The sequence below is a fragment of the Nocardia blacklockiae genome (assembly GCF_015477355.1).
GTDB lineage: Bacteria > Actinomycetota > Actinomycetes > Mycobacteriales > Mycobacteriaceae > Nocardia > Nocardia blacklockiae.
In genome coordinates this window covers 672,919-693,418 of record NZ_JADLRJ010000004.1, presented here as the reverse complement: position 1 = coordinate 693,418, position 20,500 = coordinate 672,919, and the positions used below count along the sequence as shown (strand labels likewise).

The window sequence follows — 20,500 nt, the reverse complement described above, 5'->3', positions numbered from 1 at the left end:
GCTCTTCCCGAACGGTGCTGCCGTGTGCGATTGGGGTCGTCTCCTGACGGCTCGCCCCTGTGCGATCGGTGCGGCGAAGGGGGTTCCGGTTGTTGTCGGAGGGTGCGGTCGGCGTGGTCGGGGGTCGGCGGGGGTGGGCGCGGTAGCGTGCCCGCATGGAGACCGTTCCGATCCAGGTGCCCGACGGCAGCGTGGTCCCCGTCCGGCTGGTGCCGGCCCGCGGCGCGCATCGGCATCCGATCACCGCGGACGCGCCGCGGGCGGTGATCGTGATCATTCCCGGGCTGGGGGTGCCGGGCGTCTACTACGGCGACTTCGCGCGGGAACTGGCCGGGCGCGGCTTCGATGTCGCGATCGGGGAACTGCGCGGCAACGGCGACAGCCGCCCGAAACCGAGTGCCGCGAGCGGGTACGGCTATCAGGAGCTGGTGTCGGTCGACTTCCCGGCGATGTTCGAGGTGGTGCGTGAGCGCTTCCCGGACAGCACGCCGATCCTGTTGGGGCACAGCATGGGTGGCCAGCTGGGCACCATGTACGCGGCCCGGGTGCGCGGGCGGCTGGGCGGGCTGATCCTGATCGCGTCCGGCACGCCCTACTACCGCGGCTACGGGGGCATCGCCCGGTCGGCGATGCTGCTGGGTCCGGCGGCCGTCTCCCTGACCGCCAACCTGGCCGGATTCTGGCCCGGCAACCGCATCACCGCGGGCGGGTTCGGCCGCCAGTCCAAGGTGCTCATCGCCGACTGGGCCCGGCTGGCCCGCACCGGCCGCTTCATGCCCGTCGACGCCGACATCGACTACGAGGAACGCATCGCCCGGCTGAAACTGCCCGTCCTGTCGATCACCCTCGCGGGCGACGACCTCACCCCGCGCAGTTCGGCCGCCCACCTGCTGGAGAAACTGCCCGCCGCCCGCATCACCACCTGGCACCAGCCGGAGCCGCGCGGCCACAACGGCTGGATCACCGACCCGCACGCCACCGTCGACCGCATCGAGAAGTGGGTGCGGGACCGGTAATCGGTTCAGTCCGTTCGCTTCTCGATCAGTATCTGGGTGAAGAACTCGTAGATCAGGGCCGCCTGGAAGGCCATCTGCTTGTTGTCGGCCGCGCCGCCGTGGCCGCCCTCGATGTTCTCGTGGTACCAGAACGTGTGGCCCTGTTCGGCCAGCCGCGCGGCCATCTTGCGGGCGTGGCCGGGGTGCACGCGGTCGTCGCGGGTGGAGGTGGTCAGCAGGATCGGCGGGTAGGTCCGGTCGGCGCGCGCGTTCTGGTAGGGCGAGTACTCGCTGATGTACTCCCACTCCTCGGGCTTGTCGGGGTCCCCGTACTCCGCCACCCACGAGGCGCCGGCGAGCAGCAGGTGGTAGCGCTTCATGTCCAGCAGCGGAACCTGACACACGATGGCGCCGAACAGTTCCGGGTACCGGGTGAGCATGACACCCATCAGCAGGCCGCCGTTGCTGCCGCCGACGGCGCCCAGCTGCTCGGGTGTGGTGATGCCGCGGGCCACCACGTCCTTGGCGACCGAGGAGAAGTCCTCGTACACCTTGTGCCGGTTGGCTTTCTGGGCCTGCGTGTGCCACTCGGGGCCGTACTCGCCGCCGCCGCGGATGTTGGTCATCACCCACGTGCCGCCGCGCTCGAGCCAGCCCATGCCGGACGCGCCGCTGTAGGCGGGAGTGCGCGAGACCTCGAAGCCGCCGTAGCCCGACATCACGGTGGGACCCGGGGTGCCGATGCGGTCGCGATGGCGAATCACGAAGTAGGGCACCATGGTTCCGTCGTCGGAGCGCGCGAAGAACTGCTCGGTCTCGATGCCGTCGGCGTCGAAGAACGCCGACTCCTGCTTGAGCGCCTCGGTCTCGCCGCCCACCGAACTCGCCAGCAGCGTCGCCGGTGTGGTGAAACCGCTTGTGGTGAGCATGAATTCGTCGCCGCCCTCGAGCGGGTCGAGATTCATGACGTTGGTGGTGGCCATCGGCGGGGTGTCGGCCAGCGGCTCGCGCGTCCACCCGTCCGGGCCGGGCGTGACGACGTAGAGCTTGGTCTGCACGTCCTCCAGCGTGATCAGCAGCAGGTGGTGTTCGGTCCAGCCGTAGCCGTGCAGCGACGTGTGCGCGTCGGGGGTGAACACGACGTCGAAATTCCTTGCGCCGTCGAGGAACGCGGCGAGATCTATGGCGAGCAGGGCGCCGGCGGGATAGGAGTTGCCGCCGACCTCCCACGCGGACTTCAACCGGATCAGCAGCCAGTCCTTGTACCAGGATTCCGAGGCGTCGGTCGGGACGTCGAAGTGGCGCAGGGTGCCGTCGTCCTCGAGCAGGTAGACCGATTCGTTGAAGAAGTCGGTGGCGCGGGCGACGTAGTGCCGCTCGTAGCCGGGGGTGCGGTCGTAGCCCGCCGAGACCACCACGTCCGAGGCCTCGCCCTCGAACACGGTTTCCGCCTGCTCCAGCGGTGTGCCGCGCCGCCAGCGCTTGGCGAGGCGCGGATAGCCGGACTCGGTGAGCGTGCCCGGGCCGAAATCCGTTCCGACATAAACGGTGTCGGCGTCGATCCAGCGGACTTGTGACTTCGCCTCGGGGACATGGAATCCGCCGTCGGCCGGTGCGCGGAACTGCTTGGTGGTCATGTCGAATTCGCGGACCACCTTGGCGTCGGCGCCGCCGCGGGACAGGCTGATCAGCGCCAGCGACTGTTCTGGGCGCAGCACCGCAGCGCCGCCCCACACCCAGTTCTCCTCCTCGGCGGCGGCCAGTGCGTCGAGGTCGATCAGCACCTCCCAGTGCGGGCTGTCGGTGCGGTATTCGGCGAAGGTGGTGCGCCGCCACAGGCCCTTCGGGTGTTCGGCGTCGCGCCAGAAGTTGTACAGCCAGGCGCCGCGCCGCGTCGGGTAGGCGATGCGGGTGTCGGTGTCGAGCATGTCGAGGATGCGATGTTCCAGTTCGGAGAACCGGTTCGAGGTGGCGAAGCGGTCGACGACCACCTCGTTGTGGGCCCGCGCCCAGTCCAGCGCGCGGTCGGAGGTCACCTCCTCGAGCCACAGGTAGGGGTCGGTCTGCTGGTCTTCGACACCGCTCATGCCCGCCATTGTCGCCGACGCCGGTTCGCGGCGCCGCGTCGATCCGGTTGTGTTCCGATCCGGCCGCGGTGGTGGGCCTAGGATTGCGGCACGGTTGCCGATGCCGAGGAGGTTCCGGGTTTGCCGCCTGTCCTGTGGGAACAGCACTGCTGCCTGCCGTTGCTGCCCTCCGCCGACATCACCGAGCTCGCCCGCTACCCGCTCGGCTCGTACCTGTCGGTGAACGTCGGCTACGCGCCGCAGTCCACCGCCGACGCCCTCGCCCTGATCCGGCAGTTCCGGCGAGATGCCTTGGCGGACGGACGGTTTCGTCTGGTGCGGAGCGTCGAGGACACGATCGGCGACGACCGCACCATCGCGCTGGCCTTCGACCTGGAGGACTCCGGCCCGCTCGGCGGCGACCTGGACAACGTGCGGGTCTTCCATGAGCTGGGCGTTCGCTCGCTGCTGCCGACCTACAACCACGCCAACGCGGCCGGCTGCGGTTGCCTGGACACCGCCGACACCGGCCTCACCGCCTACGGCCGGGATCTGATCCGAACTCTCAACGAGGTCGGCCTGTTCGCCGACGGCTCGCACTGCTCGCCCCGCACCGGCCTGGACACCGCGGAGATCACCACCGCGCCGATGATCTACAGCCACTCCAATTTCGCCGCCCTGTGGCCACATCCGCGCAACATCACCGACGACCAGGCCCGCGCCTGCGCCGCCACCGGCGGCGTGATCGGCATCAACGGAGTGGGAATCTTCCTGGGCCACAACGCCCCCGAGGCCCGAGCCGCCCGCATCGAAGCCATAGCCGACCACCTGGCCTACGGCGCCGACCTGGTAGGCATAGACCACATAGGACTAGGCTCCGACTTCTCGTTCGACGGCGCCCAATTCAACGAGGAAGTAGCCGCCACCCCCGAAAACTTCTCCGAGGACTACACCCGCTGGGGCCCCCTCCAATGGACACCCCCCGAAGACCTCCTCGGCCGAACCGAAGTCCCCGGCCTAGAAGAGGCCCTAACCCGCCGCGGCTTCGACAAACCGTCGAGAGCAGCAATATTCGGCGCCAACTTCCGCAGAGCCGCCCACCAAGCCTGGGAATAGCAACCCCAGTAAAAACCATCACACCCAAAGGCCACGCAACCTACCTTCCCTCTTCCCCTCCACGGAGGGAGTCTTACGACCGACCGTTCGCGGCCGGCTCGCGTTTCGGCGGTCGAAGCGCATGCGCGAAGCGCGAGTCTCGACCGCCGAAACGCGAGCCATCAAGGCCGCGAACACGCGGCGCCGAAGGCGACGCCATATAACCCTGCGTTAGGCTCGAACCCGTGACTTCCCACTACGATGTCGTCGTTCTCGGCGCGGGCCCCGGCGGTTACGTCGCCGCGATCCGTGCCGCTCAACTCGGCCTGCGAACAGCGATCGTCGAGCAGAAATACTGGGGCGGTGTGTGCCTGAACGTCGGGTGCATCCCGTCGAAGGCGCTGCTGCGCAATGCGGAGCTGGCGCACCTGTTCACCAAGGAAGCGAAGACGTTCGGTATCTCGGGCGAGGCGAGCTTCGACTTCGGCGCGGCGTTCGACCGCAGCCGCAAGGTCGCCGACGGCCGCGTCAAGGGCGTCCACTTCCTGATGAAGAAGAACAAGATCGACGAACTCGACGGCAAGGGGACGTTCACCGGGCCGAACTCGCTGTCGGTCGCCCTCACCAAGGGCGGCGAGGAGTCGGTCACCTTCGACAACGTCATCATCGCTACCGGAACCGTCACCAAGCTGCTGCCCGGCACCTCGCTGTCGCAGAACGTCGTGACCTACGAGGAGCAGATCCTGACCCGGGATCTGCCGGGTTCGATCCTGATCGTGGGCGCCGGCGCGATCGGCATGGAGTTCGGCTACGTCCTGAAGAACTATGGCGTGGACGTGCGGATCGTCGAGTTCCTCGACCGCGCGCTGCCGAACGAGGACGCCGATGTCTCCAAGGAGATCACCAAGGCGTACAAGAAGCTCGGCATCACCATCACGACCGGTGCGGCGGTGCAGTCCATCGAGGACAACGGCGCCAAGGTCACCGTGTCGATCAAGGACAACAAGTCCGGTTCGGTGGAGACCGTCACCGTCGACAAGGTGCTGCAGGCCGTCGGGTTCGCGCCGCGGGTGGAGGGCTACGGCCTGGAGAACACCGGCGTGCGGCTGACCGAGCGCGGCGCCATCGCGATCGACGACTACATGCGCACCAATGTGCCGCACATCTACGCCATCGGCGATGTCACCGCCAAGCTCCAGCTCGCGCACGTCGCGGAGGCGCAGGGCGTGGTGGCCGCCGAGACGATCGCCGGCGCGGAGACCCTGGCGCTGGGCGACTACCGGATGATGCCGCGGGCCACCTTCTGTCAGCCGCAGGTGGCGAGCTTCGGTCTCACCGAGGAGCAGGCGCGCGCCGAGGGCTACGACGTGAAGGTCGCGACCTTCCCGTTCACCGCCAACGGCAAGGCGCACGGCCTGGGTGACGCGACCGGTTTCGTGAAGCTGATCTCCGACAACAAGTACGGCGAGCTGATCGGCGGCCACCTGATCGGCCCCGACGTCTCCGAGCTGCTGCCCGAGCTGACCCTCGCGCAGAAGTGGGACCTCACCATCAACGAGCTGGCCCGCAACGTCCACACCCATCCGACGTTGAGCGAGGCGCTGCAGGAGGCCATCCACGGCCTGGCCGGGCACATGATCAACTTCTGAGTCGCGGTGTCAGAGCGCCCTCCGGTTCGCGAACCGGAGGGCGCTTTCGCGTGGTGCGGTAGCGGGTTCATGCAAGGGGTGCGGGAACCGGCTTCAGCTGGTGTTTTGTGATCTGCGCCGCTTACGATTGCGGTGCCGACGCGAGGGAGGGACTTGGACATGAGTGTCATGGCTGTCGTACATCGTCATCGTGAGTTGCCCGGGGATCCGTACGACCTGTGGGTGCGTGACGAGCTGGCCGATGTGCTGGACCTTCCCCACGACGGGACTCGGGTCGAAATCATCGGGGGGGAGATCGTTGTGGCACCAGGACCGGACTTTGCGCACAACATGATCGTGAGTGAAATTCAGGGACCCTTCGAGGTAGCGAGGGCGACCGGTTCAGCGTTTCAGTGGCGATGCGTCCAGACGCAGGACCTCAACCTCAGCGACATCCACGATGGCTACATCCCCGACCTGTGTGTCGTGGACAAGGATGTCGCCCGGCAGGCTCGTGCCGAGGCACTGAAGAAGATCTTGCCCGGCCAGGTGGCACTGACGGTGGAAGTCACCTCGCCGTCGAACGCCGCGGAGGACCGGAAGCCCGGTGCCAGGCGCGCCCGCCCGAGCAAGTGGAACGGGTACGCGCGGGTGGGGATCGGCAATTACCTACTCGTGGACCGGGATCCGCAGGCGGCGGTCGCGACGCTGTTCAGCGTGCCGGACCGGGAGTCGGGCGGCTATCGGGAGGCGGTGTCGTGGAAGTTCGGCGAGACGATCGTGCTGCCCGAGCCGTTCGGCGTGTCGATCCCGACGAACGAGTGGGACCCTTGGTGACCGAGGTCAGTCCCGGCGGTAGGCGGCCTGCGCCTCCTGGATCGCGCCGATATTCGTCTCGAGGGTGACGATCAGAGCCTCCAGATGCTCGGCGACCTGCGCCCCGAGATCGGTGAGGGTGTATTCGACGCGCGGCGGAATCGATTGCTGGACTTCGCGGTGAATCATGCCGTCGCGTTCGAGGGTCTGCAGCGTCTGGGAGAGCATGCGCTCGCTGACACCCTCGACGCGGCGGCGTAGCGCGCTGAACCGATAGGGGCCTTCACGCAGGGCGACGAGGGCGAGCACGCCCCAGCGGCTCGCCACGTTCTGCAACACCGGGCGGGAGACGCAGTTGCGGGCGAAGACGTCGGCCTCCAGCGTCGGGTCGGAGGCCTCCGCCGCGGTGGTGTGCCGGGTGGTCATGTGACTGATGCTACTCATTCGATAGGTAGTGCTGGAATATCACGTACTAACTAATAGTTAGTGCTAGATATTCCGTACGCAACCAGGAGGTAGTCATGACCGTCGCCGTCACCGGAGCCAGTGGGCAGTTGGGCCGACTCGTCGTGGAGGCGCTGCTGCGCCGGGCGGCCGGGCCGGTCGTCGCGATCGTTCGTGATCCCGCGAAGGTGGCCGATCTGGCCGAACGCGGGGTCGAGGTCCGGCAGGCGTCCTATGCCGACGCCGAGGCGCTGGATCGCGCGCTGGCCGGTGTGGACCGGGTACTGGTGGTGTCCGGCAACGAGTTCGGGGCGCGAGTGGATCAGCACGCCACCGTGATTCGCGCCGCGGAACGGGCCGGGGTGCGGCTGCTCGCCTACACCAGCATCCCGCGCGCCGACGAGAATACGATGATCCTGGCGCAGGAGCATCGCGGCACCGAGGAGGTGCTGGCGAAATCGTCTGTTCCGCACGTGATTCTGCGTAACGGCTGGTACTGGGAGAACTATCTGGGCGGGTTGGCGCCGGCGGTTTCGGGCGGCGTCCTGTACGGCGCGGCGGGGGACGGCCGGGTGGCCGCGGCAGCGCGGGCCGACTACGCGGAAGCCGCCGCGGCGGTGCTCGCCGGCGGCGAGCACGCCGGGCAGGTCTACGAACTCGGCGGCGACGAACATCTCACCTACAGCGACCTTGCGCGCGTGATCTCGGAGGTGTCCGGCACGCCGGTCCGGTATCAGGACCTGTCCCAGGACGACTACGCCGCCGCGCTGGAGAAGTCCGGTCTGCCTTCGGATTACGCGCGGGTGCTGGCGGACGCCGACACCGGTATCCGGGCGGGACTGCTCGATGTCGGCAGCGGCGACCTCCAGAAACTGATCGGCCGCCCGTCGACTCCGGTGGCCGAGGTGTTTCGGGCGGCCCTCGCCGGGTAGGCGATCGATGCGCCGCTCATGTCGGTGCGGCGCCCGTGGGATGGGATGAACGGGCGTTCCCGCGACGACGGGAACGCCCGTTCCGTCACTCGGTCCCGGGCTCGGTCAGCCACTGCACCAACTGGATGACGATCCCGTTGGGGTCGATGGCCTGGAAGTAGCGTTCGCCCCACGGTTCCGTCTCGATCGGCGTCACGATCGGCACTCCTTCGCTCCGGACACGCTCGTACTCGGCGTCGATGTCGTCGACGACGAAAGCGACCAGCAAACCTTGCCCGGCATCCCCGGCGATGCGGGCCGGTTTGAACGTCGGCAGCCCGGTGCGCAGATAGATGACGTTGAAACCGGCGTCGGGGCGGCCCAGCGACACGAAGCCCTCGGCCGACATCTGCACCTCGAAGCCGAAATGGTCGGCCAGGAACCGCGCCGAGGCCGCCGGGTCGGGCACATTCAGGGAGAGGGCGGATGCGGTGATGTTCATGGGTGCCTCCTCGCCGGTTCGGTGCTCGCGCCACCGGAACCGAAGTGCCGTTAAATTCTGTACTTAGTACTCTGTACTTTGTAGAGAAATTTCCGGCGACGTGCACTGTGAGCATGAACACATCGATACGATCGTCGGGCGACGGTGTGCGATCAGGGCGTGAGGTGGGCGAAGGTGAGCGAGAAGTCCGGGCGTTCGGCGCGGCGGGCCACTGGCAGTCGGCGCGGTGGTGCGCGCAGTAGCGCCGGTGATCCGGCACGCACCCTGGAACTGCTGTGGCGGGAACCGGCGCGGACCTCCGGCCGGGGTCCGAAACAGCGCAGCAGTGTGGACGACGTGGTGGCCGCGGCGGTCGAGATCGCCGACACGGACGGACTGGAGGCGCTGACCATGCGCGCGGTGGCGGCGAAGCTGGGGCTGACGCCGATGGCCACGTACACCTATGTCCCGGGGAAGGCGGAGTTGCTGGATCTGATGCTCGACTCGGTATACCTGGGGATGCCACGTCCGGATCTCACCGAATTACCTTGGCGTGAAAGGGTTTCCGCGATCGCCGCCGCGAATCGGGAGATGCTCGACCGCCACCCGTGGGTGGCCTACGTGCCGACCACCCGCCCTCCGCTGGGGCCGGGCGTGCTCGCCAAATACGACTACGAACTACACGCCTTCGACGACCTCGGCCTCGACGACGTGCAACGGGACGCGGCGCTGACCCATCTGCTCGGCTTCGTCACCGCGGTCGCGCGCATCGAGATCGACACCCGCCGCGCGGCCGCCGACAGCGGCATGTCCGACCGCGAGTGGTGGGAACGCACCGCCCCCGTGCTCGAACGCGCCCTCGACCCCGAGCGCTATCCCCTGGCCACCCGCGTCGGCACGGCCGCGGGCACGGCCCACGACAGCGCCTACTCCGCCGACCACGCTTGGGAATTCGGGCTGGCCCGCATCCTCGCCGGCCTCGCCGCGATCATCGACCCACCGCGCTGAAGTGAGCCGCAGACCCGGCTCGTGGACCTGAGGTGGATCCGGGCACGCTTCGGATTCCGCGGTCAGGGAACCAGGGGGCGGATCTCCTCGGTGACGAAGCGGATGAACTGGATGGGGTCTTGGTCGGGGGTGGGTTGCAGGATCACCGTGTCGGCCCCGGCATCGACGAGGCGGGCTACAGCGGCGGCTATGGCAGGCGGATCGCCCGCTACGCCGACGCCGTCCGGTGCGGTGGAGCCGACGCCCTCGGTCGACTGCCTGCCCATTCGGAGCATGTCGGCGCGTAGGCGGGACTCGGCGTCGGGGCCGGTGACCGTCATGAGGTTGGTCAAAACGCGCGGGGTGCCGGTGCGGCCTGCGGCGGCACGGCCCTCGCGTAGCAGCTCGACCGCGCGGCGGAGGTCGGCCACCGAGGTGCCCGAGGTGAGGATGGCGCCGTCGGCGATCTCGCCGACGAGCCGCAGAGTGCGCGGGCCCGTCGCGGCGGAGAGCAGGGCGGGCGCCTGGGCAGGTGGCCAGTCCAGTGCTACGTCCGCGAGTCGGACATAGCGACCCTCGATGTTCAGCCGCTCACCCGCGAGCAGGCGGCGCAGCGCGTCCACGTACTCGCGCAGCAGCGTGACCGGCGACTCCACGCGCGCGCCGACCTGACCCATCCACTCCTGCACACCGTGGCCCACACACCAGATGCCGCGGCCGGGAAACATCCGCTCCAGCGTGGCGATCTCCATCGCCGTCACCGCCACATTGCGCAACGGAACCGGCAGAACGCCGATGCCCACCCGCAGCCGCTCCGTCACCGCCAGGACAGTCGCGGCGGTGGAGACACCGCCCTCGAAAAAGCAGTCCTCCCAAAGCCACAACTCTTCGAGACCACACTCTTCGGCCGCCCGCGCCACCTCGCGCACACGCTCCGGCGGATGCTGCGGTAGAAAGACCGCGCCCAAGGTCGTCATACCCGATGATTACCAGACCGCACCGACAGAACCCGGCCGCATCGCGACGAGACGCCGAGCGACGCCCCGACCGCATAGTGACCTGGACGCCGAGGGATGACACGGTCGCCTCGAGACCGGACGCCGAGCGATGCCCGGCCGCATCGAGACCGTACGCCGGAGCGACGACCGGGCCGCATCGCGATAAGACCCCGAGCGATGAGCGCCCGGAGTCAGTGGTCGGTTTCGATCCGCAGCGCGGTGATGGTGCTGGCCAACCCCTCGTACTGGTTCACCAGCAGCACGATTTCGATGAGCCGCCGCTCGTCGTAGTGCGCGGCGAGGTCGGTCCACGCGAGTTCGTCGAGGTCGCGGGTGTGCACGAGTTGGTCGACCGCGCTGAGCAGGGCGCGCTCCTTCGGTGACCACCCGGACGCCTCCGGCCCGGTGCGCAGGCGGTCGAGGATCTCCGCGGTGACGCCCGCTCGCCTGCCCAGGCGGATGTGGTGGTCGGTCTCGTACTCGCACTGCCGCAGATGCGCGACGCGCAGAATGACCAGCTCGGTCTCGTAGCGCGGCAGCCGGCCGCCCGGCATCAAGCGCCCGGAGTAGTGCAGCCAGCCGCGGAACAGGCCGCCGGTCCGCCCCAGGGTGCTGAACAGGTGCGCATCGACCGTCCCCGCGGCACGCGAGATCACCTGCCAGATGACCCAGTTGACGGGACCCAGTTCGCGCAGGCGACCCGGTTCGATACGTGGCTTCGTCGACACCATGCCTCACGCTAACAGCCGCGTTCGCCCGGGGGCCACCCATTGTGTACAACAATGTTCGTAGTACGGGTGATCCCTCAGTCCCGCAGGGCCTGGCCCAATCGGGTGAGTTCGAGGGCCTGGCGGGCGCGGGCCAGCACGTGCGCGCGCGAGCTGAGGATGTGGGTGAGCAAGGTGTGCGAGGCCGACTCCAAGTCGCCCGCGAGGATCTGCTCGGCGATCGCGATGTGCTCGCCGGTCATCTTGGCGATGCGCTGCGGGGTCGGCATGTCCAGCGAGCGGATCGGGCGCACCTTGGCATGCACGGCGGTCAAGGCGTCGGCGAGCGCCGAATTGCCCGCTGCCGCAAGCAATGCGGTGTGGAACTGCTCGTCGGCGGCGATGAGCGCGGTCCCCGGCTCCGGCGGATCGGCGCGCAGGTCCCGCCAGGTGTCGAGCTGACGCCGCACGGCCTCCTGGTCGTAGGAAGCCGAGATCTCGTCCCGGACGCGCCGAATACCCCTCGCCTCCAACACGATCCGCAGCTCGTACAGGTCGCCCAGCTCGTCCAGGCGCGGGCGGTAGGGGTACAGGCCGTCGCCGTGGCGTTCCACCAGGCCGTCGGCCAGCAGCCGAGTCAAGGCCTCCCGCACCGGTGTGCGGGAGACCCCGTAGGCCTCGGCGAGGCGTTCCTCGCCGAGGCGCCCGGCGGGGTCGACCAGTCCGGCGGCCAGGTCGCGGCGCAGCGCGTGATAGACCCGTTCCCCCAACGAGTTACGGCCCCTGCGCGCCATCGCGAAGCGCCGATCAGATCGCCATCGCCGCGCGGACCGCGGTGGCCGCTCCCGCCCCGCCCGCCCCGGTGGAGGCGACGCGTCCGGATTGCAGCACGTAGTACCGCCCGGCCTCCTGGAGCGCGAAGCCGATGTGCTGTTCCACCAGCAGCACGCTCAGCCCGCCCCGCCGGGTGAGTTCGAGGATGGTGCGTTCGATCTCGGCGACCACCGACGGCTGGATGCCCTCCGTGGGCTCGTCCAGGATCAGCAGTTTCGGCTCGGTGACCAGCGCCCGCGCGATCGCCAACTGCTGGCGCTGCCCACCCGACAGCAGCCCGGCCTTGCGGTCCAGCAGTTCACGCAGCGCCGGGAACAGGTGCAGCGCCTCCTCGATCAGCGCCTTGCCGCGTTTGCGGCCGTCGGCGACGACCTGGAGGTTCTCCGCGGCGGTCAGCTGCGGAAAGCATTGCTGCCCTTGCGGGACGTACGCGATGCCGCGCCGCACCCGCCGCGACGGGGACAGCTTGGCGATGTTCGCGCCGTCGAAGCGGAGCTGCCCGGACCGCACCGGCAGCAGCCCTACCGCCGCGCGCAGCAGCGTCGTCTTGCCCGCGCCGTTGTGGCCCAGCACGGCCGCGACGCCGTCGTCCGGCACCGTCAGCGACACTCCGTGAATCACCTCGGCGCGGCCGTAACCGGCGTGTAGGTCAACGATTTCCAGCATCGACCGCCTCCTCGGCGTAGGTGGCCACGGCCGCCGCGGTGCCCAGGTAGACCTCCTGGACCTTGGGATCGGCCTGGACCTGCTCCACCGTGCCCTCGCTGAGCACCCGGCCGCCCGCCAGCACCGTGACCGAACTCGCGTACGCCCGCATGAAATCCATGTCGTGTTCCACGACCACGACGACGCGACCGGAGCCGATGCGGCGCAACAGGTTTCCGGTCTCCTCGCGCTCCTCGGCGCTCATGCCCGCGACCGGCTCGTCGAGCAGCAGCACCGAGGCGTTCTGCACCAGCAGCATGCCGATCTCGAGCCACTGCTTCTGGCCGTGCGCCAGTACCCCGGCGGGTGCGTCGCTCAGGTCGGTCAGACCTATTGTCTCCAAAGCGGATTCGACCTCGGGCAGAACCGTGCGGCGGCGGCGCAGCAGCGTGGCCGCCGAACGGCCCGCGCCCGCCGCGATGTCGAGATTTTGGAGCACCGTGAGCTGTTCGAAGACGCTGGCCGTCTGGAAGGTGCGGCCGACGCCCAGCCGCGCGATCCGGTGCACCTTGCGGCCCAGCAGTTCGGTGCCGGTCTTCCGCGCCGATCCGGAGGCGGGGACCAGGCCGGTGATCGCGTCGATCAGGGTGGTCTTGCCCGCGCCGTTGGGGCCGATGAGGAAGCGCAGATCGCCCTGCAACACGGTCAGATCGACGCCGGACACCGCCTTGAAGCCGTCGAAATCGACAGTGAGGTCGCGTATTTCGAGGTACTCGCTGTTCATGCCCGCCGTCCCGCCGAATTTCGGCTCGGGGACCGCGGCGGGGTGGTCGTCGGTCGTCATGCCTCCACCTTCGTCTCGGCCCGGCTCGCCTCGGTCACCGCCGCGTCCGCAGGCTCGGCCGTCGGCCCGGATCGGCTCGCGCGGCGCACCCGGTCGACGAGATCCATTGCGAGCGGCCGGAATCCGGCCAGCCCGGCGGGTACGAAGCCGACCACCACGATGAAGAGCACGCCTTGCAGATAGGTCCAGCCCGACGGGAAGTGCTCGGAGAACGTCGTCTGCGCCCACGCCACTCCGACCGCGCCCAGCACCGGACCCAGCAGGGTCGTGCGGCCGCCGATCGCGACGCCGATGAGGAACACGATCGAGGGCACCACCCCGATGTCGGCCGGGGAGATGATGCCCACGATCGGCGTGAACAACGCACCCGCGATGCCGGCGAAGAAGGCCGCCACCACATACGCCACGATCTTGATATTGGCCGGGTCGTACCCGAGGAAGCGCACCCGCTCCTCCTGGTCGCGCACCGCCACCAGCAGTTCCCCGTACCGGCTGCGCATCAGCTGCCGCGCGGCCGCGACCACGAGCAGCAGCGCCGCCGCCGCGAGGAAGAACAGCATGCGCCGGTTCACCGGATCGCTGAGCCGGAAGCCGAAGAAGGCCCGGAAGTCGCTGAGCCCGGTGAAGCCGCCGATGGCCTGCTGCCCGGTGAGCAGGATCGCCAGTGCCGCGGTCAGCGCCTGGGACAGGATCGCGAAATACGCGCCCTTGACCCGGCGCTTGAACACGCCGAAACCCAGCAGCGCGGCGAGCAGGCCCGGCAGCACCAGGATCGCCAGCACGGCCACCGGCCCGGACGCGAAAGGCTGCCAGTACCAGGGCAATTCGGCGATGCCCGCGATCTGCATGAACTCGGGGACATCCTGGTGCAGCCGGGCCGCATCGGCCAGTTGCATGTGCATGGCCATGATGTAGGCGCCGAGGCCGAAGAACACGCCTTGGCCGAGGGTCAGCATTCCGCCTCTGCCCCAAGCCAATCCGATGCCGACCGCCACGATGGCGAAGCACAGGAACTTGGCGAGCAGGCCGAGCCGGAAGTCGCTGAGCACCGCGGGCGCGACGGCGAACAGCACGACGGCCGCCAGCGCGAAGCCGCCCAGCGAACGCACCGCGGAGCGCTGGAAGAGGGGAGTGCTCATGCCAGGCTCCTCGTCCGGACGGTGAACAGGCCCTGCGGCCGCACCTGCAGGAAGATCACGATGAGCACGAAGACGATCACCTTCGCCACCGAGGCGGTGGTGGAGTACTCGATGAACGAATTCAGCAGTCCCAGTGCGAAAGCCGCGAGCACCGTGCCCTTGATCTGCCCGAGCCCGCCGATCACGACGACCAGGAACGCGTCGACCAGATAGCTCTGCCCGATGGTCGGGCTGGTGGAGCCGATCAGCGTGAGCGCCACGCCCGCGACCGCGGCCAGTCCCGAGCCGATGAAGAACGTGCTGACGTCGGTCACCCGGCTCGACACGCCGCTGGTCTCCGCCAGGCCGCGGTTCTGCACCACGGCCCGAATCCGCCGACCCAGCGGGGTCGCCTTCAGCGCGACCGCGAGCACCGCGACCGCGACGACGGCCAACACGAGGATGAACAGGCGCGTCTTGGGCACCACCGTCCCGGCGATGGTCAGACCGCCGGACAGCCACTCGGGCGCCACCACGTTCTTGGCGGGCGCGCCGAAGATGTTGCGCGCCAGCTGTTGCAGGATCAGCCCGACGCCGAAGGTCACCAGCAGGGTGTCCAGCGGCCGGTCGTACATCCAGCGGATCAGACCCATCTCCAGGGCCGCGCCCAGCAGCCCGCCGACCAGGAAGCCCGCGAACAGCGACACGATCAGTGCCGCCCCGGTCGCGTGGATCACCTGCTGCACAACGAATGTCGTGTAGCAGCCGGCCATGATGAATTCGCCGTGCGCCATATTGATCACGCCCATCTGACCGAAGGTCAGCGACAGGCCCAGCGCCGCCAGCAGCAGAATGGACCCCAGGCTCAACCCGGTGAACAGCTGCCCGATCGCCACTTCCATTGCGAATACCTCTATTTCGCTTGCCCGACCGGCGCGGTCCCGTCCGCCCGATACTCGAACGGGACCGCGCCGCCCCTCATCGACGACCTGGTACTACCTGAGCCCCGAGGCCCACTCGTAGGACTTCAGGTACGGGTCCGGTTGAATCGGCTTGCCGGAATCCCACACCGTGTAGATCAGGCCATCCGGGTGGATCTCACCGATCCGCGCCGTCTTGGTGATGTGGTGGTTGGCGCCGTCGACCGTGACGGTGCCTTCGGGAGCGTCGAAAGTGACTCCGCCCGCGGCTTTCTGGACCGCGTCGACCGAGAACGACTGGGCCTTCTCGACCATGTTCTTCCACAGGAACACCGAGGTGTAGGCGGCTTCCATGGGATCGGAGGTGGGCTTGTCGGCCCCGTAGACGGACTTGTAGGCGTCGACGAACGCCTTGTTCTGCGGGCTGTCTACGGTCTGGTAGTAGTTCCAGGCGGTGAGCTGCCCGGCGATGTTCTGCGGACCGATGCCGCCGACCTCCTCCTCGGCGATCGATACCGACACCACCGGCATGTCGGCGGCCTTCAACCCGGCATTGGCGTATTCACGGAAGAAGGCCACGTTGGAGTCGCCGTTGAGGGTGTTGAACACCGCCCCGGCCTTGGCATTCCGCACCTTGTTGACGATTGTGGAGAAATCGGTGGAGCCCAGCGGCGCGTAGTCCTCGCCCTTGATCTCGATGCCGTTGGCGGCCGCGTACGCCTTGATCTCGCGATTGGCGGTCTGCGGGAACACGTAGTCGCTGCCGACCAGGTACAGCGACGTGATGCCCTTCTGCTTCAGATAATCCAGCGCGGGCACGATCTGCTGGTTGGTGGTGGCGCCGGTGTAGAAGATGTTCTTGCTGTCCTCCAGGCCCTCGTACTGCACCGGGTAGAACAGCAGCGAATTCAGCGACTCGAACTTGGGTTTCATCGCCTTGCGGCTCGCCGAGGTCCAGCCACCGAAAACGGCGGCGACGCAATCGGAGCTGATGAGTTTCTCGGCCTTCTCCGCGAAGGTCTTCGGGTCCGACGCCCCGTCCTCGGGCACGATCTGGATCTGCTTGCCCAGTACCCCGCCCGCCGCGTTGACCTGATCGACCGCCAATTTCGTGGAATTGGCGACGGTGACCTCGCTGATGGCCATGGTGCCGGTCAGTGAATGCAGCGAGCCGATCTTGATCGTATTCTTGGAGGTGTCCACGCAGGACGTTGCGCCCGCGCCGGTTTCGGCGTCGTCGCGGGAGCCGCAGCCGGACAGTAGTAGTGCCGAGAGCGCCAGGGCGGTCGGTACGGCCAGGATCTTCGCCGTGCGGCGGGGGAGATCGCGACGGGGGTCACGAGAATCTTGCATGGGTGGAACCCTTCTCACTCATCAGGTTTCGGCGGTGTTCGCACACCGCGCCGGACCGCGCGCAGATCGAGCCGGTCTCCTCGTGAGAGATCGGCGTTGTATACAGCGGTTGTATCCGTGCGCTGAGAGTAAGCCGGAAGTGTTGCGGCCGAATATTTCTCGATGACGGGATTGTTGCGAATGTTTCGCGAATGTGAACTCTGTGATCGTCGATCTTGTCTATCGACTACCGCAGGACGTACGGCGAGATGGAACTGCGATGTTCGCTGATATCGAGAGATTTGCCGAGCGGGGGGAACGCGCGCTGCGGGCAGTTGGTGCGCTCGCACACCCGGCAGCCCGCGCCGATCGGAGTGGCCTGGGGGTCGTTGAGATCCAGGCCGTCGGCATAGACGACGCGACCGGCATGGCGCAACTCGCACCCGAGGCCGATCGCGAAGGTCTTACTCGGTTCGCCGTAGCGGGTGGCGCGGCGTTCCACGGTGCGGGCGATCCACAGGTATTTGCGGCCGTCGGGCATCTGGGCGATCTGGGTCATGATCCGGCCCGGGTAGGCGAAGGTCTCGTAGACGTTCCACAGCGGGCAGGTGCCGCCCGAGGAGGAGAAGTGAAAGCCGGTGGCGGACTGCCGTTTCGACATGTTCCCGGCGCGGTCGACGCGCACGAACGAGAACGGGACGCCGCGCAGCTTCGGGCGCTGCAAGGTCGAGAGCCGGTGGCAGATCGTCTCGTAGCTCTGGGTGAAGAAGGCCGACAGGCGCTCGATGTCGTACCGGAAATCCTCGGCGACCTCGTGGAAATATGAATAGGGCAGCACCAGCGCCGCGGCGAAATAGTTGGCCAGGCCCAGCTGCGCGAGCGTGCGGGAATCCTCGGAAGCGAAATTGCCCTCCTCGACCAGCTTTTCGATCAGGTCGCCGCATTCGAGGTAGGCCAGTTCGGCGGCGAGCTTGAACACCCGCTGCCCGCCGGACAGGTGCGGCGCGATCTCGAGCCGCCGCGCCTCGGGGTCGAAACGGTGCAGTACGCCCTCGCCGAGATCGATGCGTTCGACGATCTGCACGCCGTGCGCGGTGGTGAGCCGGCGGGCGATCTCGCGCTTCAGATCGCCGCCGTGGAAGCGCATCCGGGTGGCGAGTTCCTCTGCGGCGGTGTCGACTTCGTGGATGTAGTTCTGCCGCTGGTAGAAGAAGTCGCGCACCTCCTCGTGCGGGCGGGAGATGGCGCCGGAGCCGCTGCCGTCGGAGAAGCGGTCCTCGGTGGCGGCGGCCAGCTGGGCGGTGGTGTTGCGGTAGCGGCGGTGCATGTTCACCATCGCCCGCGCCAGGCTCGGATGCGCCGAGACCATCTCGGCGATCTCCTGGGCGTCGGCCTCGATGCCCAGTTCCTCGTCCATCACCACTTCCTGCAATTCGGCGATGAGGCGGGTGTCGTCCTGGGAGGAGAAGAAGCCGGCGTCGACGCCGAAGACCTCGCTGATGCGCAGCAGGACCGGCACGGTGAGCGGTCGCACGTCGTGCTCGATCTGGTTCAGGTAGCTCGCCGAGATCTCCAGCTGTTTGGCGAGCGAGACCTGGCTCAGCCCCCGTTCGGTCCGCAGCTGTCGAAGCCGCGCGCCGACGTAAGTCTTGGCCATTCGTCCAGTTTATGGGCGGTTTCGCAACTCTGCAAACGCTCGATTAACAAGCGGGTCCCGAGCCGTGTCGGACCCTCGGGTTACGGTCGGAATCGTGCTGTTGTCGCAAGTAGTCGAGGCCTCGGAAGCCGTGCGGGCGACATCGTCCCGCAAGAGCAAGATCGCCACACTGGCCGGGCTGCTGAAACAGGCCGAGCCGGGCGAACTCGCGCCCGTGGTGGCCTGGGTGTCGGGCGAGCTGCCGCAGGGCCGGATCGGCACCGGCTGGCGCACGCTGACCGGGCTGGCCGTCGAACCGGCGGCGGTGCCGAGCCTCACCGTGCCGCGCGTGCACGAGACCTTCGACGAGTTGGCGGGCATCGGCGGCTCCGGCTCGGCGGAGCTCCGGCGCGAGCTGCTGACCGGGTTGCTGTCGCGGGCGACGGCGGCCGAGCGGGATTTCCTGGTGCGGCTGCTGACCGGCGAGCTGCGTCAAGGCGCGCTGACCGCGCTCGTCGCCGAGGCGGTGGCGGCCGCCGCGGAGGTGCCCGTCGAGCTGGTCCGCCGGGCGCACATGCTGTCGGGGCGGCTGCCGGTGACGGCCGCGGCGGCCATGACCGGCGGCGCGGCCGCGCTCGCGGAGTTCCGCCTCGAGGTGGGGCGGCCGATCCAGCCGATGCTCGCCTCGCCCGGCGGCACGCTCGCCGACGCCTACGCCGAATTCGAGGGCGACGTGAGCGTGGAACACAAGCTCGACGGCGCGCGCATCCAGGTGCATCGCCAGGGCGAGCAGGTCTGGGTGTTCACCCGCACGCTGCGCGACATCACCGCCAAGGTGCCCGAACTCGTCGAACTGGTGTCGAAACTGGACTGCGCGAGCGTCGTGCTGGACGGCGAGACGCTCGCGCTCACCGACACGGGGCGGCCGCGGCCGTTCCAGGAGACGATGAGCCGGTTCGCGCTCACGCCCGCCGAGGCGGAGGCGGCCGACAGCGCGGCCGCGGCGCTGGGCCAGTCGGTGCCCGCGGCGACCACCACGCGCGAGTTGCTGCTGCACCCGTACTTCTTCGACTGCCTGCACCTCGACGGCACCGACCTACTCGACGCGCCGCTGTCCGAGCGGCGGGTGGCGCTCACCTCGGTGGCCGGCGAGCACAGCATTCCCGCGCTGCTGCGGCCGGACGCCGAGGCGGCGGCCGAGTTCGCCGCGGGCGCGCTCACTGCGGGGCACGAGGGCGTCGTGGTCAAATCCCTCGCCGCGCCCTACGCCGCCGGGCGCCGCGGCCGCGCCTGGCAGAAGATCAAGCCCTCGCACACCCTCGACCTGGTGGTGCTGGGTGCCGAATGGGGTTACGGCCGCCGCACCGGATATCTGTCGAATCTCCATCTGGGAGCGCGGGATCCGGAGGGCGGCCCGCCGATCATGGTCGGCAAGACGTTCAAGGGCCTTACCGACGCCCTACTGCGCTGGCAGACCGAAGAATTCCCCCGCCACGAACGCACTCGCGACGACCACACCGTCTACCTCCACCCCGCTCTGGTAGTCGAAATCGCCCTCGACGGCGTCCAGGTCAGCCCCCGCTACCCGGGCGGCGTAGCCCTGCGCTTCGCTCGCGTGGTCCGCTACCGCCCCGACAAGGAACCCGCCGACGCCGACACCATCGACTCCGTCCGCGCCCTCCTCCCGGGCCCGCCCGCCGCGAAATAGCTGCACCACGCCGTGCCCTGGCCGTCCATCGACGTGCTCGTTCTCGCGAAGCTGTCGCGAAGAGGCTGTGCCCGCTGCTGTGGTTCGGCGCGTGAGTCTCTGACGAAGCGAGTGGCATCGTGCGAGTGCGGCGGGCGGTGTGAGCGACGGAGCTTCGAATTCGCGATGGGCCACGGCTGGCGGGTTGCGGTGCTGCGCGTGAGCCCGGAGCTGACCGAGCTGTGGAGTGAAGGTGCCGAATCGTAGTGGTGTGGGGCAGATCGGGCTGTGATCTGCGGCGCGCCGGATGGGTGTGTGGAAACCGACCGGTGGGCATGGGAAAGTGGCGGGGCCCG

At 68.5% G+C, this 20,500-nt stretch carries 19 protein-coding genes; 7 read left to right on the top strand and 12 right to left on the bottom strand.

Annotated elements, in window-relative coordinates; all coding sequences use genetic code 11:
* Positions 1-155 precede the first annotated feature (155 nt).
* Positions 156-1,016, top strand: a complete 861-nt coding sequence (locus tag IU476_RS16165) for an alpha/beta hydrolase family protein (protein WP_195100920.1) — start codon at positions 156-158, stop codon at positions 1,014-1,016.
* 5 nt (positions 1,017-1,021) lie between these two features.
* Here the strand turns inward: IU476_RS16165 and IU476_RS16160 are convergent, their stop codons facing one another.
* Positions 1,022-3,082, bottom strand: a complete 2,061-nt coding sequence (locus IU476_RS16160) for a prolyl oligopeptidase family serine peptidase (protein WP_195100918.1) — start codon at positions 3,080-3,082, stop codon at positions 1,022-1,024.
* A 120-nt stretch (positions 3,083-3,202) separates the two neighbouring features.
* On the opposite strand from IU476_RS16160, the gene IU476_RS16155 reads away from it, so the two are divergent.
* From IU476_RS16155 to IU476_RS16145, 3 genes are all read left to right on the top strand, one after another.
* Positions 3,203-4,177: a dipeptidase gene (locus IU476_RS16155; protein WP_195100916.1), complete on the top strand. Its 975-nt coding sequence runs from the start codon at positions 3,203-3,205 to the stop codon at positions 4,175-4,177.
* A 224-nt stretch (positions 4,178-4,401) separates the two neighbouring features.
* On the top strand, positions 4,402-5,805 hold the full coding sequence (gene lpdA, locus IU476_RS16150; protein ID WP_195100914.1) for a dihydrolipoyl dehydrogenase: 1,404 nt from the start codon (positions 4,402-4,404) through the stop codon (positions 5,803-5,805).
* A gap of 159 nt (positions 5,806-5,964) precedes the next feature.
* Entirely contained in the window at positions 5,965-6,621 is a 657-nt protein-coding gene (locus IU476_RS16145) for a Uma2 family endonuclease (RefSeq protein WP_195100912.1), read from the top strand.
* A 6-nt stretch (positions 6,622-6,627) separates the two neighbouring features.
* On the opposite strand, the gene IU476_RS16140 is transcribed toward IU476_RS16145, so the two are convergent.
* Positions 6,628-7,026 carry a winged helix-turn-helix transcriptional regulator gene (locus IU476_RS16140; protein ID WP_195100910.1) on the bottom strand — a complete coding sequence of 133 codons (399 nt, stop codon included), beginning with the start codon at positions 7,024-7,026 and terminating at the stop codon, positions 6,628-6,630.
* 95 nt (positions 7,027-7,121) lie between these two features.
* Between IU476_RS16140 and IU476_RS16135 the strand changes: the two genes are divergently transcribed.
* Positions 7,122-7,976, top strand: coding sequence for an SDR family oxidoreductase (locus IU476_RS16135; protein ID WP_195100908.1), 855 nt, complete (start codon positions 7,122-7,124; stop codon positions 7,974-7,976).
* A gap of 85 nt (positions 7,977-8,061) precedes the next feature.
* On the opposite strand, the gene IU476_RS16130 is transcribed toward IU476_RS16135, so the two are convergent.
* Positions 8,062-8,457: a VOC family protein gene (locus IU476_RS16130; RefSeq protein ID WP_195100905.1), complete on the bottom strand. Its 396-nt coding sequence runs from the start codon at positions 8,455-8,457 to the stop codon at positions 8,062-8,064.
* Between the two features lie 174 nt (positions 8,458-8,631).
* Between IU476_RS16130 and IU476_RS16125 the strand changes: the two genes are divergently transcribed.
* Positions 8,632-9,444, top strand: coding sequence for a TetR/AcrR family transcriptional regulator (locus tag IU476_RS16125; RefSeq protein ID WP_195100903.1), 813 nt, complete (start codon positions 8,632-8,634; stop codon positions 9,442-9,444).
* 62 nt (positions 9,445-9,506) lie between these two features.
* Here IU476_RS16125 and IU476_RS16120 read toward each other — a convergent pair whose 3' ends face one another.
* The 9 genes from IU476_RS16120 to ramB form a co-directional block, all read right to left on the bottom strand.
* Positions 9,507-10,400, bottom strand: coding sequence for an LLM class flavin-dependent oxidoreductase (locus IU476_RS16120; protein WP_195100901.1), 894 nt, complete (start codon positions 10,398-10,400; stop codon positions 9,507-9,509).
* A gap of 212 nt (positions 10,401-10,612) precedes the next feature.
* Positions 10,613-11,152, bottom strand: a complete 540-nt coding sequence (locus IU476_RS16115; protein ID WP_195100899.1) for a carboxymuconolactone decarboxylase family protein — start codon at positions 11,150-11,152, stop codon at positions 10,613-10,615.
* A 74-nt stretch (positions 11,153-11,226) separates the two neighbouring features.
* Positions 11,227-11,922 (bottom strand): GntR family transcriptional regulator, encoded by a 696-nt coding sequence (locus IU476_RS16110; protein ID WP_195100897.1) that lies wholly within the window; start codon positions 11,920-11,922, stop codon positions 11,227-11,229.
* A gap of 13 nt (positions 11,923-11,935) precedes the next feature.
* Positions 11,936-12,628, bottom strand: coding sequence for an urea ABC transporter ATP-binding subunit UrtE (gene urtE, locus IU476_RS16105; RefSeq protein ID WP_195100895.1), 693 nt, complete (start codon positions 12,626-12,628; stop codon positions 11,936-11,938).
* Positions 12,612-13,451: an urea ABC transporter ATP-binding protein UrtD gene (urtD, locus tag IU476_RS16100; RefSeq protein ID WP_195100893.1), complete on the bottom strand. Its 840-nt coding sequence runs from the start codon at positions 13,449-13,451 to the stop codon at positions 12,612-12,614. The genes urtE and urtD overlap by 17 nt, the downstream gene beginning before the upstream one ends.
* Positions 13,448-14,590, bottom strand: coding sequence for an urea ABC transporter permease subunit UrtC (urtC, locus tag IU476_RS16095; RefSeq protein ID WP_195100891.1), 1,143 nt, complete (start codon positions 14,588-14,590; stop codon positions 13,448-13,450). Before urtC ends, urtD begins: the two co-directional genes overlap by 4 nt.
* Positions 14,587-15,471, bottom strand: a complete 885-nt coding sequence (gene urtB / locus IU476_RS16090; RefSeq protein WP_195100889.1) for an urea ABC transporter permease subunit UrtB — start codon at positions 15,469-15,471, stop codon at positions 14,587-14,589. Before urtB ends, urtC begins: the two co-directional genes overlap by 4 nt.
* Positions 15,472-15,564: 93 nt before the next feature.
* Positions 15,565-16,842: an urea ABC transporter substrate-binding protein gene (gene urtA / locus IU476_RS16085; protein WP_195100887.1), complete on the bottom strand. Its 1,278-nt coding sequence runs from the start codon at positions 16,840-16,842 to the stop codon at positions 15,565-15,567.
* A 226-nt stretch (positions 16,843-17,068) separates the two neighbouring features.
* Positions 17,069-18,478: an acetate metabolism transcriptional regulator RamB gene (ramB, locus tag IU476_RS16080; protein WP_195100884.1), complete on the bottom strand. Its 1,410-nt coding sequence runs from the start codon at positions 18,476-18,478 to the stop codon at positions 17,069-17,071.
* Positions 18,479-18,572: 94 nt separating this feature from the next.
* On the opposite strand from ramB, the gene IU476_RS16075 reads away from it, so the two are divergent.
* The gene (locus IU476_RS16075; RefSeq protein WP_195100882.1) at positions 18,573-20,165 is read left to right on the top strand and encodes an ATP-dependent DNA ligase; all 1,593 of its coding nucleotides are present in this window, start codon (positions 18,573-18,575) and stop codon (positions 20,163-20,165) included.
* Positions 20,166-20,500 lie beyond the last annotated feature (335 nt).

Excerpts from the sequence above, each read along its gene's own strand:
- IU476_RS16140 (WP_195100910.1), bottom strand. The coding sequence starts at position 7,026 with ATGACCACCCGGCACACCACCGCGGCGGAGGCCTCCGACCCGACGCTG.
- urtE (WP_195100895.1), bottom strand. The coding sequence starts at position 12,628 with ATGCTGGAAATCGTTGACCTACACGCCGGTTACGGCCGCGCCGAGGTG.
- IU476_RS16145 (WP_195100912.1), top strand. The coding sequence starts at position 5,965 with ATGAGTGTCATGGCTGTCGTACATCGTCATCGTGAGTTGCCCGGGGAT.
- IU476_RS16160 (WP_195100918.1), bottom strand. The coding sequence starts at position 3,082 with ATGAGCGGTGTCGAAGACCAGCAGACCGACCCCTACCTGTGGCTCGAG.
- IU476_RS16135 (WP_195100908.1), top strand. The coding sequence starts at position 7,122 with ATGACCGTCGCCGTCACCGGAGCCAGTGGGCAGTTGGGCCGACTCGTC.
- IU476_RS16120 (WP_195100901.1), bottom strand. The coding sequence starts at position 10,400 with ATGACGACCTTGGGCGCGGTCTTTCTACCGCAGCATCCGCCGGAGCGT.
- IU476_RS16115 (WP_195100899.1), bottom strand. The coding sequence starts at position 11,152 with ATGGTGTCGACGAAGCCACGTATCGAACCGGGTCGCCTGCGCGAACTG.
- IU476_RS16110 (WP_195100897.1), bottom strand. The coding sequence starts at position 11,922 with ATGGCGCGCAGGGGCCGTAACTCGTTGGGGGAACGGGTCTATCACGCG.
- urtA (WP_195100887.1), bottom strand. The coding sequence starts at position 16,842 with ATGCAAGATTCTCGTGACCCCCGTCGCGATCTCCCCCGCCGCACGGCG.
- IU476_RS16130 (WP_195100905.1), bottom strand. The coding sequence starts at position 8,457 with ATGAACATCACCGCATCCGCCCTCTCCCTGAATGTGCCCGACCCGGCG.
- urtD (WP_195100893.1), bottom strand. The coding sequence starts at position 13,451 with ATGACGACCGACGACCACCCCGCCGCGGTCCCCGAGCCGAAATTCGGC.
- IU476_RS16165 (WP_195100920.1), top strand. The coding sequence starts at position 156 with ATGGAGACCGTTCCGATCCAGGTGCCCGACGGCAGCGTGGTCCCCGTC.
- urtB (WP_195100889.1), bottom strand. The coding sequence starts at position 15,471 with ATGGAAGTGGCGATCGGGCAGCTGTTCACCGGGTTGAGCCTGGGGTCC.
- urtC (WP_195100891.1), bottom strand. The coding sequence starts at position 14,590 with ATGAGCACTCCCCTCTTCCAGCGCTCCGCGGTGCGTTCGCTGGGCGGC.
- ramB (WP_195100884.1), bottom strand. The coding sequence starts at position 18,478 with ATGGCCAAGACTTACGTCGGCGCGCGGCTTCGACAGCTGCGGACCGAA.